The following is a 13,654-nucleotide window of genomic DNA, read 5'->3' as shown; positions in this document are numbered from 1 at the left end:
TCCTTTGAAAGTAGACGCACTTTCCGACTATGTACATAGAACTAGTGGCGCTTGGCGACTAATGGATCCAAAGCAAAACAAGCCCAGTGCCGATCAACACGAACGGTGCAAATGGCAGCTTTTTTGACTTATCTGGTGCCAGATATCGCAGACGATCCCTAAGCCCTTGACTCATATGGAGCCAGACTCTTGGCGCCAGCAGCATCCAGACCAGGCTGGCGACACCGGCGCCGATAAACACGCCAAGGATGAACAGGCCGTCCGTCGCAAGGCCAAGAGCTGTCATTAATTTCACATCGCCAGCGCCCATGCGGCCCATGAAAAACCCGGGCAGCGTCAGCAGCAACGCGATCAGGCAGGCCCAACCGCCCTGCCCCGCTTCAGCGCCCAACCAGGTGCTGCCGCTCCACAGCAGATAGACCAGCGCCACTGCCGCCGCACCGAGGGTCAGACTATTGGCGATACGGCGCTGGCGCGCGTCTTGCGCCGCGCACAACAGCAGCCAGAGAAGGAGGATAAAACTGTGCATCCGGTAAAAACCGTCCGTTTTTGCTGAATGATTCTATGCTGATACTACGCAGTGACTGTCAGGGTAGACGCACTCATGAAAACCGGCTTTCGCAAGTCGCAAAAAGGTGCAGTGGCGATTGAATTCGCGTTGGTCTTCATCATTTTTTTTGCTGTGTTCTACGGGCTGGTCAGCTACAGCTTGCCCTTCGTGATGATGCAATCATTCAACCAGGCCACCTCCGAAGCGGTGCGCCGCAGCGTCGCGGTCGACCCGGCAACGCCCAACTATGCAACGGTCGTGGTCAACACCGCGAACGCCGCGCTGACGCAACAATTGCAGTGGGTGACGGCGCCCTTCAACCTGGTGGTCGGGGTCGACACCAGTGCGATCTACAGCACCGGCGGCAGCAACGGCCCCAATGGCACCCTCACCGTGACGGTGAACTACCCGGTCAGCAAACTGAATCAGGTCATCCCGTTTCTGGTGCTGCCGGGGTTCGGCACGGTGCCGAACCTGCCCCCCTACCTGACCGCCAAATCGAGTCTGCAATTTTGACCTCGGGCGACAACCTCTTCGGGCGGCTGCTCAAGCGCACACCGATCGCCGCCCACGACCTGCCTGATCCGCTCGGCGCACCCACCACCGGCCTGCACCTGCTGCTGAATGACATGGCGGGCGTGGTGCAAATGGCCGGGCCGTTGCGTCATCTGTTGCTGCAACAAAAGCCTCATGACCAACCTTTACCGCTGCGTGATTATCTGTTGCCGCACAGCCGACTGGTCATCGAAGGCCGACCCCGTGAGTGGCAAGGGCTGTTGCTCGATCTCGACTTCCCCGGCCTCGGCGAACAGACCCTGCACCTGCGCGGCTGGGTGCAACCGTTGGCGGACGGCTGGCTGCTGCAACTGATCGACATTGCCGACCTGCTCTTCGAACGCCAACAGTCGCGCCAGCGCGAGGCTTGCCAATTGATTGCCGGGCAGATCAGCGAGCAACTGCGCGCCTGTAGCGTGACGCGCTTGCCGGTGACTGTCAGCGAACAATTGCAGGTCATTGCGCAACGCTGGCACATCCCCTGCCTGGCACTGGCCTTGCTTGATGAAGACCAACAGGGCTGGCAGATTCATCGCCAGTACCGGGCGTATGACGCGCCGAATTTATGGCATGACGGTCAGCGTCTGGGCACGCCGCTAGACAGTTTGCGTGGCAGCGCCCCGCAACGGGTCGCGGTGCATCACGGCCTCGACGAACATTCGCGGGTGCAGATGCTGTTCGGCAACACCGACGGTTTTGCCGTGCCGTACAGCGATGAGCGTGGTGTGACGGCGTGGTTGCTCTGCGGCTTTTACCCGGTGGAAAGCGCTGCACCCTATTTGCAGGACCGCGACTGGATGACCTTGACCGGCGCGCTGGCCGGGCCGCTGTTGGCGCGCCTGCGCGAGCAACAGCATCACCTGCAACTGGAGCGCATCGAATCGCTGCAAACCTTGCTCGGGACTGGCTGGTGGGAAATATCCGCCGCTGATGAGCAGATTCAACTGGCGCCCGCGCTCGCCCACACACTGCAACTGGCGTCATCGCGATTGTTGCTCGAAGACTGGTTGCGCCAGATCCACCCCGCCGACCGCGATGAGTTGCGCAGCCGTTTGCAAGCCTTGCAACAACACGGTGAGGCGTTGTCCCTCAACGTTCGCCGGCAAAGTGCCGACAGCGGGCAGGCCGCGTGCTGGTATCGCGTGCAAGGGCAAGTCACCGGTTCCGGTGAGCAGCGGCGGCTGGTCGGTTTCATGCTCGACATCAGCGACTTCCAGAATCAACAACAACAGGCCGCCGCCGCCCATGCCCGTCTCGATAACCTGATCGCCAGTTCGCCGGCGGTCATCTACGTCCAGCACTACCAGGAAGGCGCGTTGGTGCCGGGGTTTTTCAGTGCCAGCCTGCAACCGCTGTTGGGCTGGAGCCTGGCCGACTGCGCCGATGGCGCGCTGCTGGAGAAGCTACATCCCGAGGATCGCGACCTGTATTTCGAGCGCACCCGCCAGTTGTTACGTGAGGGCTCAGTGCGCGCCCGCTATCGAATTCGCGACCAGCACGGCACTTATCACTGGCTGCTCGACGAAGCCAGGTTGTTGCGCAATGACCTCGGTCTGCCGGTAGAGGCAGTCGGTTTATGGCTGGACGTCACCGACGCAACCCTGGCCGCCGAGCAGGTGAAACAGAGCGAAGAACGCTATCGGATTCTGGTGGAAGACTCGCCGGCGATGATCTGCCGTTATCGCCCGGACCTGACCCTGACCTTCGGCAACCGGCCGCTGGCGACCTATCTCGAATGCACACCGGAGCAATTACCCGGGGTCAATCTGGGCAGTTGGATGTCCGATGAACAGCGCGCTGCTTTCGTCGAGCGACTGGCGTTACTGTCCCCGGAGTTGCCGGTGAGCACCGCGGAAATCAGCCTGCAATTGCCCGGCCGCGAACACGCATGGTGGGTCTGGTCGGATCGCGGCGTGTTCGATGAGCACGGGCAACTGATCGAAGTGCAAGCGGTGGGTCGCGACAACACCGAGGTGCGGCGCTCGCAACAACAACTCACGCAGAGCGCGAAAATGGCCACCCTCGGCGAAATGGCCACAGGCCTGGCGCACGAGATCAACCAGCCACTGAACGTGATGCGCATGGCCATCGTCAACGTGCTCAAGCGCCTGGGAAACGGTGATGTGCAGATCGATTACCTGACCGACAAACTCAACCGCATCGACGCTCAGGTTCATCGCGCCGCGAAAGTGGTGGACCACATGCGCGTGTTCGGTCGCCGCTCGGAAATCGAACAGCAACTGTTCAACCCGGCTTCAGCCATCGAAGGCACGCTGTCGCTGCTGGCCGAAGGCATGCGCGGCAAAGGCGTGGACCTGCGCATCAGCGAGACCGCTTTCGAGGTTCAGGTGCGCGGCTATGTCGATCAGCTTGAGCAGGTGCTGATCAATTTGATGGTCAACGCCCGCGATGCGTTGCTCGGCAAACGCGAGAAGGATTCGACGTTCAAACCGTGGATCTCGATTTACGCCGAGCGCGATGAACAGAAGGTGCGTCTGTGGGTCGAGGACAACGGTGGCGGCATTGATCCGCGCTTGCTCGAGCGGATTTTCGAACCGTTCTTCACCACCAAACCGATCGGCGTCGGCACCGGGCTGGGGCTGTCGGTGAGCTACGGCATCATCGATAACATGGGCGGCCAGTTAAGCGTGCGCAACTCGGCGGAGGGCGCACGGTTCTGCATCGAATTGCCGATTGCGCCGAACACCTAGATCACCAGATAGGCTTTGCCGGTTTGCCCGCAGGTCATGTTGGCACCGACGTCGACGTCCATCAGGTTGATGCCAAGACCTTTGAGCAGGTTGTTGAGCAGTGGGTCGAGCAAGGGGCTGAGTGCGCTGGTGACCACCGGCAACAAACGGTTGGTGACATCGCTGATCAACGAAGCGACGCCAGTGACGATGGCACCCAAAGGATTGCTGCCCAACGGTTTGTAGACGATCAGATTGATGCCCGCCAGGGTGCTCGACAAGCTGCCGACGATGTTGTTGGTTGGCACTGCCGGCAGCACGCTCGGCGGCAATTTGAGGTTGGCCGGGGTAGCGAACGGCGTGCCGCTGGAGAACACCAGGTCTTGCGTGTTTTGCGCAACGCTGGTGTCGAGCATGATGCCGATGCCGCCCGCGCCGTAAGGCACATGGGTGGCGGGATCACAGGTGCCAAGCAAGAGGACCTTGTGGCAGGTGACGATGCCCAGATCGATCAACGCCAAAGGCGCCACCGTAGGTTCGGCCGCAGAAGAAAAAGCGTTGGTCGGGTCGATCTTGCCAAGCTTGAGGTCGGCAAGCGACGTGACGGTGCGCGCGGTCAGGCTCTTGGTGCCGGTGGTGCCCGTCGGACAGCTGTAATCGGTGACATAACTTTTCGCCCCGCCGGCGTCCAGGCTGATGTCGATTTGCGGTGACGGCAGCAGTTGTGGGTCAAGTTGCTCGCAACCGGCGCCCAACAGGCACAGGACTGAATTGAGCGTACTGACCAGATCCAGACTCAGCAGCGCATTGAGCGTCGGGGTCAATCCACCGACCAGTCCGAGCACGGCATTGGTCAGTCCAGTGACACCGCCGAGGACCGGCAGATTCAAGGAAATCATCGTGCGAACCTGCGCAGTTCGAACATAAATCCGATCCGGCCCCAACGGATTCGCCTTGGCCCGCGCAGGATCTCCAATCGCAGAAAACTGCGGCGGCTCGATCACTTTCACCCGCACCGTGACATTGGCCAGCCCCAGCACATTCACCGGCAACGTCGCCGCCACCGCGCTTTTGCTGTTGGCCAGTTGCACCACGCCCTGAATCAATTGCAGCAGTTGCAGATTGGCGTCCAGCCCGGCTGCCGTGGTGCCGGTCTGCAATTGCAGAATGTCGCCCAATTTGACCGGCGCCGCGTTGATCGCAGCGATCTGCAGTTGCCCCAGCGCCGTGATCACTTGCGCGGTCGCGCCGTTGAGTTGCACCACCGTCGCGGCGGCCTGAATCAGTTGCGTCACGGTGGCCTGGGTGTTGAGCAACTGGGTGTAATTGCCCGCCGCGACATTCAGATTGATCGCCAGTTGATCGAGGTATTTGAGCAGGTTGATATCGGTGTTGAGCAGGCCATTCCAGCCCAGCGCCGTGAGGTTGACGTTGCCGCCGAGCAGCCCGGAAAACAGCGGATTGAGGATGTTCGATTGCGCGGTATCGATGCTGGCCAGGGTGCTGCGAATATTCAGTTGGGCAATGGTTGGCTGCGGTTTGGCGGCCACTGCCGAGGCATTCAGCGTGGTATTGAGACTGACCGGCGTAGCGCTGAACAAGGCCTGCACGCCACCGGCAAAACTGGTGGTCACCGTGCGGCTGGCAGCGACTTTGACCGCCGCTGCCTGAGTCGCATCGACGCTGAACGTGCGCAGGCCGGTGGCTGCCGTGACCAAGGTGCCGCAGGTGGTCGACAGGGTATTGTTGGTATCGATCGTGTAGCCATTGCGCACGGCGCTTTGCCCGGCGTAACTGGCGGCGGTCAGGCCCGGCAGGCAGGTACCGCCACGGCTGACGGCCTCGAGGGCGGCGTTATCCACCACCCGCTGCAACTTGCGTTGTTCCAGGTACAGCCGACCGGTGTCGACCACCAGCAACATCAGCACCAGCGCCAGACTGAGGGTGGCAGCCGCCATCAACCCGATCGCCCCGCGTTGCCGGGCCGGGCCATTGAATTGCGAACGAGGCGACATGGCGCACTCCTTTGCCGTTACCTCCATTGGTGCAATTGAGTGTAGACGCGCCTAATGGCAACGCGCCATTTCGAACAGACAAACATCCCTTTGGGAGCGAGCCTGCTCGCGAAGGCGTCGTGTCCGACAAATAACAGTTGAATGACACCCTGCTTTCGCGAGCAGGCTCGCTCCCACAATAGAATTCAGGGTGGAACAAAAAAATGGGAGCTCAACAGCTCCCATTTTTTTTAACGCGGTGGGTAGTTGGCCAGAATCCGCCCGACCGTCTCGCGGATGGCGTTGCTGCGATCCTCAGGATTGGGCTTGCTGGCAAGCATCTGTTCATCGCTGCCGCGCCACACCAGTTTGCCGTCCTTGCCGTCGAGCAGGTCAATCTGGATGGTCGCGACCTTGTAGGTGATGTTGCGCGTTTCGTTGTACATCGGCGCGCCCCAGTAGCCGTTCCACGGGCCACCCCAACCGCCGCCGTAATTGGTCGTCACTTGCTGCTGCCGATCCTCGACGATCAGGTAGGTCTGCACACTCAAGTCGCCCTTGGCGCCCGCTGCGGCTGGACGCAAGCCGCGCTGATCGAGTTGATCGGTCACGGCCTGGCGGATGCGTTGCTCGGTCAGGTCACTTTTGATCCGTGGATCATCGGGACGGTATTGCAAGGCGGGGTCTTTCCAGCTCCAACTGCGATAGGCGGCAAAGTCGCGGCTGGCGTCGAAGTCATGATTGACCTGATTGGCGGCGCAAGCGCTGAGCAGCACGGCCATGGTCAGTAATACGAGACGGCGGAACATGGTTTTTCTCCGGTTGAAGACATGAACCTGCTAGAGCTTCTCATTTGCACGAAGCTAACTGGGAGGATACGCCGACATGGCCTTTTCGACAGCCTCGCGGATCGAGTCGGTGCGATCGATTTCGCTGCCCTTGTTCGCAGTTTCGGCACTGGCACTCCAGACCGGTTGACCGTTGCCGGCGTCGAACAGATTGACCTGCACCACCACGACTTGCTCCGAATACGTACGCACGATCGGCACCGTGTTGTACATGCCGTAACCGCGACCATATCGATCATAGCCACCGTAGCCGCCGCCGTAATAACCGTAGTCGTCCTGAACCTGACGCAAGCGGGTTTCCAGGCGCAGATTGGCGCTGACCAACAGGTCGGCCGGGCGATTGTCATGCAACGGGCGCAAGCCACGCTGATCGAGGGCATTGCTCACCGCCTCGGCCACTTGCGCCGAATCCGCCCACGCCGTGCCCGGCGGCAGTTGCCCGTTGAGCCAGGCCCAACTGCGGTAGCGCCCGTAATCACGCGGTGGCGCAGGATAGGCGCTGCGATCAAAAGTGTTGGCCGCTTGCGCCGGCGCCGGCGGCAAGGGCCGCGATTGCGCCACGTACGGGTTGCTGCCCTGGCAGGCAGCCAATCCCAGACAGATCAGCAATAATCCGGATTGAGCTTTCATGTCGCGCTCCGATCAGATCGGCCGGCAGATCCAGTGCAAGTAACGCCCAAGCCCGGCGAAGCTTGGGTGACGACGGTGAGCGAGCTCCATCTCGAGCAAATCGACGAGTTCGGCACGGGCCTGGAATTCCACCGGCATGTAATCGTGGAAAACCCGGATCCCGCTCTGAGTTTCGACCTGCCACAAGCCGTCGAGTTGCGTTGCCAATTCCCGCGGGTCCAGCGGCTGTTGCGGGGTCAGGCTCTGCTTTTCGCCGGCCATGACGTTCTTGCGCATTTTCTTGAAATGGCCTTTGAGCAGGTTGCGATAAATCAGCGCATCACGGTTATAGAACGCCAGCGACAGCCAGCCACCCGGTTTGGTCAGTTGATGCAGCACCGGCAGGATCGCGTGGGGTTCGGCGAGCCATTCAAGCACGGCGTGGCAGATCACCAGATCGTACGGTTCGGTGAGTTGCCCGAGCAGTTCCTGCCAGGGTGCCTGAATGAACGTCGCGGTTTGCCCGGCTTCGGCGAAACGCTGGCGCGCGCCTTCGAGCATCGGTGCGGCCGGCTCGGTGAAGGTCACGTCGTGGCCGCGCTCGGCCAGCCACAGCGACATGTGGCCCAAGCCACCACCGATGTCCAACACACGCAACGGACGATCGGGCAACGCTTCGGCGAGGTCGGCCTGCAACACTGCAAGGCGAATCGCACCTTTGGCGCCGCCGTAGATTTTCTCGGCGAAACGCGTCGCCAACTGATCGAAATGCCGGTCGCTCATCAGCTGAACCGCCGTTCGCTGTCGGCGAGCTTGGCGCGCACCACTTCATTCATGTCCAACCCCAACTCGCTGCACAGCAGCAACAGATACAACACGATATCGCCGACTTCCTGCCCGGCATGGGCGAGTTTGTCGGCCGGCAACTGGCGCGACTGGTCTTCCGTCAGCCACTGGAAGATTTCCACCAGCTCGGACATTTCGACGCTGGCCGCCATGGCGAGGTTTTTCGGGCTGTGAAATTGCCGCCAGTCATTGCGGTCACGAATGGTGTGCAGGCGTTCGGTCAGTTCAACAAGGTTCATCGGGCTCTCCTGAAGGCGTATAGCTTCGGGGGGATACGACCTGAAGGCAAGCAGCGCAGATGATCTATTGTGGGAGCGAGCCTGCTCGCGAATGCGGTGTGTCATTCAACCCATCAGTTATCTGATCCACCGTATTCGCGAGCAGGCTCGCTCCCACACGGGATTGGTGCAAACCTTCTATCATGCAGGGAACTCGGCCACCTGCGGTGTGGCCCAAGGCTCAGCTCTTTCATCAGGATGCACACATGCAGGTAGAAAGCTTTTTCGAATGGCTCGGCCAGGTGCTCGGTTCGGTCATCCGTTTTATCGTCGATGGCCTCAGTGGCCTGTTCAACATTCTGAGCAATGCCGGTGGCAACTTTGTCGACGGCCTGGCGAAGACACTGGGGATGGATACTTCGATCATCAGCATCATCGCGCTGATCGTCGGGTTGATGCTGTTGTGGTCGGCGATTCGGGCGTTCATGAATGCGTCGATCATTGCCGGGATCATCTGGTTGTTGTTGGGGTTGTGGTTGCTGAGCTGGATTATTCATTAGGCGTTTGAAGAGCCCCTCACCCTAACCCTCTCCCGGAGGGAGAGGGGACTGACCGGGTTGCTCTGCAGAAATACACCGACTTGCGATACCGAGTCGAACTCCAGATTTGAAGACGACTGAGATCGACTCCCTCTCCCTCCCGGAGGGAGAGGGGACTGACCGCGGTGTTTTCCAGAATTACACCGACTTGCGATACCGAGTCGAACTCCAGATTTGAAAGCGACAGAGATCGGCTCCCTCTCCCCCCGGGAGAGGGCTGGGGTGAGGGTGGCTTCTACCGCTACAATGCCGCTCCCCCAAGGAGCCCGCATGTCCAACCTGATCGCCGACTGGCGCGACCGCTCGACTCACCGCAAAGTCTGGGCGCTCGCCGCGCCGATGATTCTGTCGAATATTTCCGTACCGCTGGTGGCGCTGGTCGACAGCACCGTGATCGGCCACTTGCCCCACGCCCATCAGTTGGGTGCAGTGGCGGTCGGCGCCAGCCTGTACACCTTTCTCGCCTGGGCCATGGGCTTTTTGCGCATGGGCACCACTGGGTTTGCCGCGCAGGCTGCCGGGCGCAGTGACGGTGCGGCGTTGCGGCAGATTCTGTTGCAGGGCTTGCTGCTGGCGATGGGGTTGGCGCTGGTGCTCGGCACTCTTGGCGTACCGCTGAGCGGCGTCGCCTTGCATTTCATGCAGCCCTCGGCGGAACTCGATCAACTGACGCGCGACTTTTTCCACACCCGCCTGTTCGGCCTGCCGGCGGCGCTGGCCAGTTACGCGCTGGTCGGCTGGTTCCTCGGCACGCAGAACGCCCGCGCGCCGCTGGCGATTCTGCTGACCACCAACCTGATCAACATTGCGCTAAATCTATGGTTCGTCATCGGTCTCGATTGGGGCGTGGTCGGTTCGGCGCGGGCCTCGGTAATCGCCGAATGGAGCGGCGCCCTGCTCGGCCTGCTGCTGACCCGCAAGGCCCTGCGCGCCTATCCGGGGCACATCGTCTGGGCCGCATTAAAGCTGTGGCAGAGCTGGCGTCCGTTACTGGCGGTGAACCGCGACATCTTCATTCGCAGCCTGGCACTGCAATCGGTGTTTTTCATGATCACCGTGCAAGGCGCGCGACTGGGTGATGCGACCGTTGCCGCCAACGCGCTGCTGCTCAATGGTTTGCTGCTGACGGCGCATGCCCTGGACGGCCTGGCCCATGCCGTCGAAGCCTTGTGCGGACACGCCATCGGTGCCCGTGATCGCCTGGCCTTGCGTCGTTCGCTGGTGGTTGCCGGCGGCTGGTCACTGATCGCCAGCCTCGGCTTCGCCACGTTGTTTCTGCTGGCCGGGCATCTGTTCATCGAAATGCAGACTGACATCCAGAGCGTTCGCGACACCGCGTTTGTCTACCTGCCCTACCTTGCTGTGCTGCCGCTGATTGCGGTCTGGAGTTACCTGCTCGACGGCCTGTTCATCGGCGCAACGCGCGCACGGGAAATGCGCAACGGCATGTTGATTACCGTGATCCTCCTGCTGCCGTTTGCCTGGGCGCTGCAAGGCTTGGGCAATCACGGCCTGTGGATAGCTTTTCTGCTGTTCATGGTGTTGCGCAGCCTGACCCTCGGCCTGCAAGCCTGGTGGCTGAAACGTAACGACGGCTGGTTCAGCGGTGGAACTCACTGAGTCGGCGTGTGTGCGATAAACCCGACCACCTGATCGAGCACCGGTGCCAGCCGCCGCAACGGTCGCGACAGGCTCGCCACCAAGGTGATGTGACTGGGCCGCGCGTAATACAAGTCCTGTACCGGCACCCCTGCCTCGCGCAATTTGCTGGCGAGGCCACTGGTGTTGCGTGTCGGGTTGACCAAATCATCCTTGGTCGCGGCGATCAGCAGCGCCGGCGGCGCGCCGCGACTGACATGGTTGATCGGCTGCGATTGCGGCGGTGAGTCGGGCCAGAAGAACACCGGACGCACCTCGGGATTCTTGATCGGCAGAAAGTCATAAGGCCCGGCCAGACCGATCCAGCCCTGCACATCGGTGGGCGACATGCCCACCGCAGCGAGCCATTCGCCATCCAGCGCGAGCATCGCTGCGTTGTAGGCACCAGAGCTGTGGCCCATCAAATACAAGCGCTGCGGGTTGCCGGAAAACTCATGGATATGGGTTTTAGTCCACGCCAGCGCCTGCGCCCCGTCCTGCAGAAACAGCGGATAGCGTACCTGTGGATACAAGCGGTAATCAGCCACCACCGTGACGATCCCCCTGGACGCCAGGGCTTCACCGACAAAGCGGTAGTCGACGCGTGAACCGCTGTTCCAGCTACCGCCATAGAAAAACACCACCACCGGCGCGCCCGGCAGCGGCTGGTGCGGCACATACACATCGAGCTTCTGCCGGGGATCATCGCCATAAGCAATACCCACGGTGCTGTCGTACGTGCTGTCCGGGGTCAGCGCGTTGAGCAACTGCACCGGCGAACACGCGCTCAGCGCCAGCAACCACACACTGCCGATCAATGCGCCAAAGCCCAACCGCCATAACCGTGTCATACGCGCCCTCAGGATTGATCGTCACGCCATTGGCGACGCACATGCTCGAGCCGCTCTTTCTGCGTCAGCCCCAGCGGTGGCGGCACCAGCACGGCACGCGGATGCTGCAAGCGTAGCCACAACCAGTCATCGAGCACGCTGCGATCACTGAATCCCAGCGCCAGGCCCTGTTGAGCATGGGAGGACAGCGCCGCGTAATCGGTTCCAAGCGATTGGCACCAGCGCCAGATGTGTTGCTCCAGCAGGCAGGTTTGCAGGCGCTCGCGCTGACGCCGGGTGAGGCTCTCTTCGATGTTCAACGGCTCGACCGGCAGCCGTGGATTGCGCAATTGCTGCCAGCCCTGACTGCCGATGGCGCGGTCGGCCCAGGTCCCGCCGAACCAGCGCAGCTGGCGGATCGGCCCAAGCCAGCGGCTCAGTTCGCCAGCGTCGCAAGCATCGAAAAAATAACTCGCGGTCTGGCGGTTGTAATAGCTCAGCAGCGCGCGATGGTTCATTCCGAAAGAGACCGTGAGCATGCGCTGCAAGTGGCTCAGCAATACCGGCGCCGCCGCCTCGCTGCCCAGCAACAGGCCGCGCCAGGTGTCGGGATCGCGCAGGCATAACGCGGTCAGTGCAGGGCAGTCGTGCAAATCGACCAACAGCGGGCCGTGCGCGCTGACCGGTTGAAATTCGGTGCCCTCGAACAACTGAAATCGCCGCACCCCGGGAAAACCTCGCTGCAAGGTCAGCAATGCCTGGGGTGCATCCAGACTGTCGAGCAACAGCCATTGCGCCATCGGCTCATGCGCCGCGCCAGTCATGTTGCGCCGCTCTGTTCAAGCGTGGCGAGCAAGCGACAACTGCACACCGTCTGTGCGCAATGACTGAAACTGCCACCGCCGGGCATCAGGCACAGCAGCAACAACGGCTCGCCGGTCTTCAACAACTGCTCCAGACCGTCACTCAACATCGGTTCCGGCAGGGGCGCCGCGACAGTCTCTTGAATATCTTCAGCCGCAAGCGGTGGCTGCAGAACGCCACTGATCATCGGTCGATCCGGATCACCTTCAAAAAAGCTCACCACGACCTCAACGCCATCGCCCAACGCCGCCAATGGCGTATCGACCAACGCCGGTGCGAGCGGCAACCAACAGTGGCTCGGTGCCGCGCCTTCACCCTGATAGAGCCAGTCAAACTGCACCGCGACCGGCCTCGAGCAGTCCGGTTGTGGCTCGTCGACCGTGACCACCCAGGCACGTTGCAGGCTGTGCATAAGTCGCTGCTCCTGCGCTGCGACGACAGCGCAAGGTGGCACCTGCACCGCCGCGCACAGGCGATTGCTGTAAGGCGGTTCGAGGGACGGGTCGGCGCGGTGGTCAATGCGCGTCAGCAACCAGGGGCGATTGCATTCGGCGAACGGATGCCCGGTCAGGCGTAGCCAATGACCACTGCGCAATACCGCAAGGTCACTGCGGCCCTGCGCATGTTGCGTTTGCCGCGAGTCAGGCGGGCCGGCCTGAACCGCTTCCTGCACGCGCCATTGGTGCACAACGGGACAAGCACCGGAGTCGCGCTGTTCGTCCTGATAAGGCGCGGCGCCCGCTATCGGCATCTGCGCCGGATCGTCGCCGAACACCAGGCAATGTCCATCGCGTTGATGTTCGAAGTAGTAATGAATTTGCGCCTGCACACACAGCCGCTGGAGCAGTTGCAGATCCGATTCGCGGTATTGCGTGCAGAACGTGCGGGGCGGGTACTCGCCATGCAACTCGAAGCGCCGCTGAGCGCCGACGATGCCGTGCTCCTTGAGGACCTGCTCGATGATTTGCGGCACCGAACGGCCACTGAAGATGCGTTGACTGAAGCGCAGATCAAGGTGACCGAGTTTGGGGCCCAGGCGGATCCGGCTCAAACGCGAGCCGTGCCCCTGCTCGTGCTGGACCAGACTTTGCAGTTGCCCGTGCACGCCCTCCCCCGACGGGCCAAAACACAGGAACGCCGAACGGTAAAGCAGGCCGGCAAGGTCCGGTTGCGGATCGTCGATCAGCACATCGATTTCGAACGCAAAGGGTGCGCTCAGGGCTTCGCTACCGGTAAAGGCCAGGACTTCGAAGGGGTCGGGCAGGCCCGCGACATCGAGACGAAAGGACGACTCGTTGACTGGATCGAACATGGGCGGATCTCTACAGGAGGGACGGTCGGGGATTCTCGCCGAGAGCCATGGCCGAGTAGAGGGGCGAAGTACAACTTAGGAAATGACCTACGCGAAAAGCA

Annotated in this window: 13 protein-coding genes; 4 read left to right on the top strand and 9 right to left on the bottom strand. The window is 61.5% G+C overall.

Translation table 11 applies throughout. The features are described 5' to 3' along the window. Nucleotides 1-58: 58 nt before the first annotated feature. Nucleotides 59-529, bottom strand: coding sequence for an A24 family peptidase (locus tag A8O26_RS06590; RefSeq protein ID WP_064117283.1), 471 nt, complete (start codon nucleotides 527-529; stop codon nucleotides 59-61). 75 nt (nucleotides 530-604) lie between these two features. Here A8O26_RS06590 and A8O26_RS06585 point away from each other — a divergent pair, with 75 nt between their 5' ends. Together A8O26_RS06585 and A8O26_RS06580 are read left to right on the top strand one after the other, a co-directional pair. After that, nucleotides 605-1,066, top strand: coding sequence for a TadE/TadG family type IV pilus assembly protein (locus A8O26_RS06585; RefSeq protein WP_064117282.1), 462 nt, complete (start codon nucleotides 605-607; stop codon nucleotides 1,064-1,066). Continuing rightward, nucleotides 1,063-3,816 (top strand): PAS domain-containing sensor histidine kinase, encoded by a 2,754-nt coding sequence (locus A8O26_RS06580; RefSeq protein ID WP_064117281.1) that lies wholly within the window; start codon nucleotides 1,063-1,065, stop codon nucleotides 3,814-3,816. Before A8O26_RS06585 ends, A8O26_RS06580 begins: the two co-directional genes overlap by 4 nt. Here the strand turns inward: A8O26_RS06580 and A8O26_RS06575 are convergent. The 5 genes from A8O26_RS06575 to A8O26_RS06555 all read right to left on the bottom strand — a co-directional run bounded on the left by A8O26_RS06575 (nucleotide 3,813) and on the right by A8O26_RS06555 (nucleotide 8,331). After that, a complete protein-coding gene (locus A8O26_RS06575; RefSeq protein WP_064117280.1) occupies nucleotides 3,813-5,810 on the bottom strand; it encodes a pilus assembly protein TadG-related protein in 1,998 nt (665 codons plus the stop codon). The genes A8O26_RS06580 and A8O26_RS06575 overlap by 4 nt on opposite strands. A gap of 230 nt (nucleotides 5,811-6,040) precedes the next feature. Beyond that, nucleotides 6,041-6,598 (bottom strand): DUF4136 domain-containing protein, encoded by a 558-nt coding sequence (locus A8O26_RS06570; RefSeq protein ID WP_064117279.1) that lies wholly within the window; start codon nucleotides 6,596-6,598, stop codon nucleotides 6,041-6,043. Between the two features lie 54 nt (nucleotides 6,599-6,652). Then, nucleotides 6,653-7,267, bottom strand: a complete 615-nt coding sequence (locus A8O26_RS06565) for a DUF4136 domain-containing protein (protein ID WP_064117278.1) — start codon at nucleotides 7,265-7,267, stop codon at nucleotides 6,653-6,655. A 12-nt stretch (nucleotides 7,268-7,279) separates the two neighbouring features. Next, nucleotides 7,280-8,029 carry a methyltransferase gene (locus A8O26_RS06560; RefSeq protein ID WP_064117277.1) on the bottom strand — a complete coding sequence of 250 codons (750 nt, stop codon included), beginning with the start codon at nucleotides 8,027-8,029 and terminating at the stop codon, nucleotides 7,280-7,282. Continuing rightward, entirely contained in the window at nucleotides 8,029-8,331 is a 303-nt protein-coding gene (locus tag A8O26_RS06555; protein ID WP_064117276.1) for a MazG-like family protein, read from the bottom strand. The genes A8O26_RS06560 and A8O26_RS06555 overlap by 1 nt, the downstream gene beginning before the upstream one ends. A 245-nt stretch (nucleotides 8,332-8,576) precedes the next feature. Here A8O26_RS06555 and A8O26_RS06550 point away from each other — a divergent pair, with 245 nt between their 5' ends. Together A8O26_RS06550 and A8O26_RS06545 are read left to right on the top strand one after the other, a co-directional pair. Beyond that, the gene (locus tag A8O26_RS06550) at nucleotides 8,577-8,870 is read left to right on the top strand and encodes a hypothetical protein (RefSeq protein WP_064117275.1); all 294 of its coding nucleotides are present in this window, start codon (nucleotides 8,577-8,579) and stop codon (nucleotides 8,868-8,870) included. Nucleotides 8,871-9,179: 309 nt separating this feature from the next. Continuing rightward, complete coding sequence (locus A8O26_RS06545; RefSeq protein WP_064117274.1) at nucleotides 9,180-10,529, top strand: MATE family efflux transporter; 1,350 nt, start codon at nucleotides 9,180-9,182, stop codon at nucleotides 10,527-10,529. On the opposite strand, the gene A8O26_RS06540 is transcribed toward A8O26_RS06545, so the two are convergent. The 3 genes from A8O26_RS06540 to A8O26_RS06530 are packed head-to-tail and all read right to left on the bottom strand — an operon-like array spanning nucleotide 10,523 to nucleotide 13,553. Beyond that, nucleotides 10,523-11,398 (bottom strand): alpha/beta hydrolase, encoded by an 876-nt coding sequence (locus tag A8O26_RS06540; RefSeq protein WP_064117273.1) that lies wholly within the window; start codon nucleotides 11,396-11,398, stop codon nucleotides 10,523-10,525. The two genes, A8O26_RS06545 and A8O26_RS06540, sit on opposite strands and share 7 nt — an antisense overlap. A gap of 8 nt (nucleotides 11,399-11,406) precedes the next feature. Next, nucleotides 11,407-12,201, bottom strand: coding sequence for a DUF4123 domain-containing protein (locus A8O26_RS06535; protein ID WP_064117272.1), 795 nt, complete (start codon nucleotides 12,199-12,201; stop codon nucleotides 11,407-11,409). Next, nucleotides 12,198-13,553, bottom strand: a complete 1,356-nt coding sequence (locus A8O26_RS06530; protein WP_064117271.1) for a type VI secretion system Vgr family protein — start codon at nucleotides 13,551-13,553, stop codon at nucleotides 12,198-12,200. The genes A8O26_RS06535 and A8O26_RS06530 overlap by 4 nt, the downstream gene beginning before the upstream one ends. Between the last annotated feature and the right edge of the window lie 101 nt (nucleotides 13,554-13,654).

The organism is Pseudomonas fluorescens (assembly GCF_001648775.1).
Taxonomy (GTDB): domain Bacteria; phylum Pseudomonadota; class Gammaproteobacteria; order Pseudomonadales; family Pseudomonadaceae; genus Aquipseudomonas; species Aquipseudomonas fluorescens_M.
The sequence above is the reverse complement of the archived record's forward strand: the minus strand, read 5'-3'. Positions and strand labels throughout refer to the sequence as shown.

What these genes read in the sequence shown, in the direction of transcription:
- A8O26_RS06590 (WP_064117283.1), bottom strand. Translation starts at nt 529, where the DNA reads ATGCACAGTTTTATCCTCCTTCTCTGGCTGCTGTTGTGCGCGGCGCAA.
- A8O26_RS06585 (WP_064117282.1), top strand. Translation starts at nt 605, where the DNA reads ATGAAAACCGGCTTTCGCAAGTCGCAAAAAGGTGCAGTGGCGATTGAA.
- A8O26_RS06575 (WP_064117280.1), bottom strand. Translation starts at nt 5,810, where the DNA reads ATGTCGCCTCGTTCGCAATTCAATGGCCCGGCCCGGCAACGCGGGGCG.
- A8O26_RS06570 (WP_064117279.1), bottom strand. Translation starts at nt 6,598, where the DNA reads ATGTTCCGCCGTCTCGTATTACTGACCATGGCCGTGCTGCTCAGCGCT.
- A8O26_RS06565 (WP_064117278.1), bottom strand. Translation starts at nt 7,267, where the DNA reads ATGAAAGCTCAATCCGGATTATTGCTGATCTGTCTGGGATTGGCTGCC.
- A8O26_RS06560 (WP_064117277.1), bottom strand. Translation starts at nt 8,029, where the DNA reads ATGAGCGACCGGCATTTCGATCAGTTGGCGACGCGTTTCGCCGAGAAA.
- A8O26_RS06555 (WP_064117276.1), bottom strand. Translation starts at nt 8,331, where the DNA reads ATGAACCTTGTTGAACTGACCGAACGCCTGCACACCATTCGTGACCGC.
- A8O26_RS06550 (WP_064117275.1), top strand. Translation starts at nt 8,577, where the DNA reads ATGCAGGTAGAAAGCTTTTTCGAATGGCTCGGCCAGGTGCTCGGTTCG.
- A8O26_RS06545 (WP_064117274.1), top strand. Translation starts at nt 9,180, where the DNA reads ATGTCCAACCTGATCGCCGACTGGCGCGACCGCTCGACTCACCGCAAA.
- A8O26_RS06540 (WP_064117273.1), bottom strand. Translation starts at nt 11,398, where the DNA reads ATGACACGGTTATGGCGGTTGGGCTTTGGCGCATTGATCGGCAGTGTG.
- A8O26_RS06535 (WP_064117272.1), bottom strand. Translation starts at nt 12,201, where the DNA reads ATGACTGGCGCGGCGCATGAGCCGATGGCGCAATGGCTGTTGCTCGAC.
- A8O26_RS06530 (WP_064117271.1), bottom strand. Translation starts at nt 13,553, where the DNA reads ATGTTCGATCCAGTCAACGAGTCGTCCTTTCGTCTCGATGTCGCGGGC.